A 2,500-nucleotide genomic window follows, 5' to 3' on the forward strand; every position below is an offset into this window, starting at 1 on the left:
TTAATCGATGTCTTTTGATGTTGTGATGTGGCTGGATGATCGTCCGTCCTCGCCGAAGCCCTGCGGTGCAGGGCTGTCATTGATGGTGGGACTCTCAAGCATGATCAGAGTTATTAGGACCGGTTAGCTCCATGCGTTACCGCACTTCCACACCCGGCCTATCAACGTGATGGTCTATCACGACTCGAAGATACCTTATCTTGAGGGAGGCTTCCCGCTTAGATGCTTTCAGCGGTTATCCCGTCCATGCATAGCTACCCTGCTGCGCTCCTGGCGGAACGACAGGTACACCAGAGGCATGTTCACCCCGGTCCTCTCGTACTAGGGGCAACTCCTCTCAAGTATCGACGCCCACGGCAGATAGGGACCAAACTGTCTCGCGACGTTCTGAACCCAGCTCACGTACCACTTTAATTGGCGAACAGCCAAACCCTTGGGACCTGCTCCAGCCCCAGGATGTGATGAGCCGACATCGAGGTGCCAAACGATTCCGTCGATATGAGCTCTTGGGAATCATCAGCCTGTTATCCCCGGCGTACCTTTTATCCGTTGAGCGATGGCCCTTCCACGAGGGACCACCGGATCACTATGACCGACTTTCGTCTCTGCTCGACTCGTCAGTCTCGCAGTCAGGCAGGCTTATGCCATTGCACTCTAACAGACGGTTTCCAACCGTCCTGAGCCTACCATCGCGCGCCTCCGTTACTCTTTAGGAGGCGACCGCCCCAGTCAAACTACCCGCCACAGAGGGTCCCCGAACCGGCTAACGGTCCTGGGTTAGACATCAGAAAACAACAGGGTGGTATTTCACCTATGGCTCCACACCAGCTGGCGCCGGTGCTTCAAAGCCTCCCACCTATGCTACACAATTCTTTCCTAATGCCACTCTGAAGCTGCAGTAAAGGTGCACGGGGTCTTTCCGTCTAACCGCGGGTACTCCGCATCTTCACGGAGAATTCAATTTCGCTGAGCATATCCTGGAGACAGTGGGGAAGTCGTTACGCCATTCGTGCAGGTCGGAACTTACCCGACAAGGAATTTCGCTACCTTAGGACCGTTATAGTTACGGCCGCCGTTTACCGGGGCTTCAATTCGGAGCTTGCACTCCTCCTCTTAACCTTCCGGCACCGGGCAGGCGTCAGACCCTATACGTCGTCTTGAAGCCGACTTAGCAGAGTCCTGTGTTTTTGCTAAACAGTCGCTACCCCCTGGCCTGTGCCCCCTGCCAGTGCTTGCGCATAGACAGGGCCTCCTTCTTCCGAAGGTACGGAGGCAATTTGCCGAGTTCCTTCAGGATACTTCTCTCAAGCGCCTTGGTATACTCTACCTGACCACCTGTGTCGGTTTCGGGTACGGTCTATACGGTGGGGCTATTTCCTGGAACCGCGTGGAAGCACGTTCAATCCGATAAGAACGTACAACGTAAGCGATCCGTCACACACCACCAGGCCCACGAATATTAACGTGGTTCCCATCGACTACCCCCTTCGGGCTCGTCTTAGGGGCCGGCTCACCCTGCTCAGATTAGCTTTAAGCAGGAACCCTTGGTCTTTCGGCGAGAGGGCATCTCACCCTCTTTGTCGCTACTCATGTCAGCATTCGCACTTCCGATACCTCCACGGCCCATTACCAGACCGCTTCACAGGCTTACGGAACGCTCCGCTACCGCTCGGACCGAAGTCCGAACCCTAAGCTTCGGTGCATCACTTTAGCCCCGATACATCTTCGCCGCAGGATCTCTTATTTAGACCAGTGAGCTGTTACGCTTTCTTTAAAGGATGGCTGCTTCTAAGCCAACCTCCTGGTTGTTTTGGAAATCCCACATGCTTTCCCACTTAGTGATGACTTGGGGACCTTAGCTGTAGGTTAGGGCTGTTTCCCTTTTGACGACGGACCTTAGCACCCGCCGTCTGTCTGCCGGATAAGACTCGTTGGTATTCGGAGTTTGGTTAGGATTGGTAGATCTCGCGACCCCCGCACCCATCCAGTGCTCTACCCCCAACGGCATACATCCGACGCTCTACCTCAATAGATTTCGCGGAGAACCAGCTATTTCCCGGTTTGATTGGCCTTTCACCCCTAAACACAACTCATCCGAGCATTTTTCAACATGCAACGGTTCGGCCCTCCAGTGCGTGTTACCGCACCTTCAGCCTGGTCATGCCTAGATCACCGGGTTTCGGGTCTAATTCATCGAACTCTGTCGCCCTATTCAGACTCGCTTTCGCTGCGCCTACACCTAACGGCTTAAGCTTGCTCGATAAACTAAGTCACTGACCCATTATGCAAGAGGTACGCGGTCACCCCCTAAAGAGGCTCCCACTGCTTGTAAGCATTCGGTTTCAGGTACTGTTTCACTCCCCTCATCGGGGTGCTTTTCACCTTTCCCTCACGGTACTGTGTTCGCTATCGGTCATGTACGAGTATTTAGGCTTGGAGGGTGGTCCCCCCATGTTCAGACAGGATTTCACGTGTCCCGCCCTACTCGAGTCCTTCTCCA

At 54.4% G+C, this 2,500-nt stretch carries 1 rRNA gene (cut by a window edge); it reads right to left on the reverse strand.

The annotated features are described in order from the left end of the window. Nucleotides 1-93: 93 nt before the first annotated feature. Nucleotides 94-2,500 (reverse strand): 23S ribosomal RNA (locus H7F49_RS18745) (it continues 386 nt past the right edge of the window).

It is taken from the genome of Novosphingobium aerophilum (genome assembly GCF_014230305.1).
GTDB lineage: Bacteria > Pseudomonadota > Alphaproteobacteria > Sphingomonadales > Sphingomonadaceae > Novosphingobium > Novosphingobium aerophilum.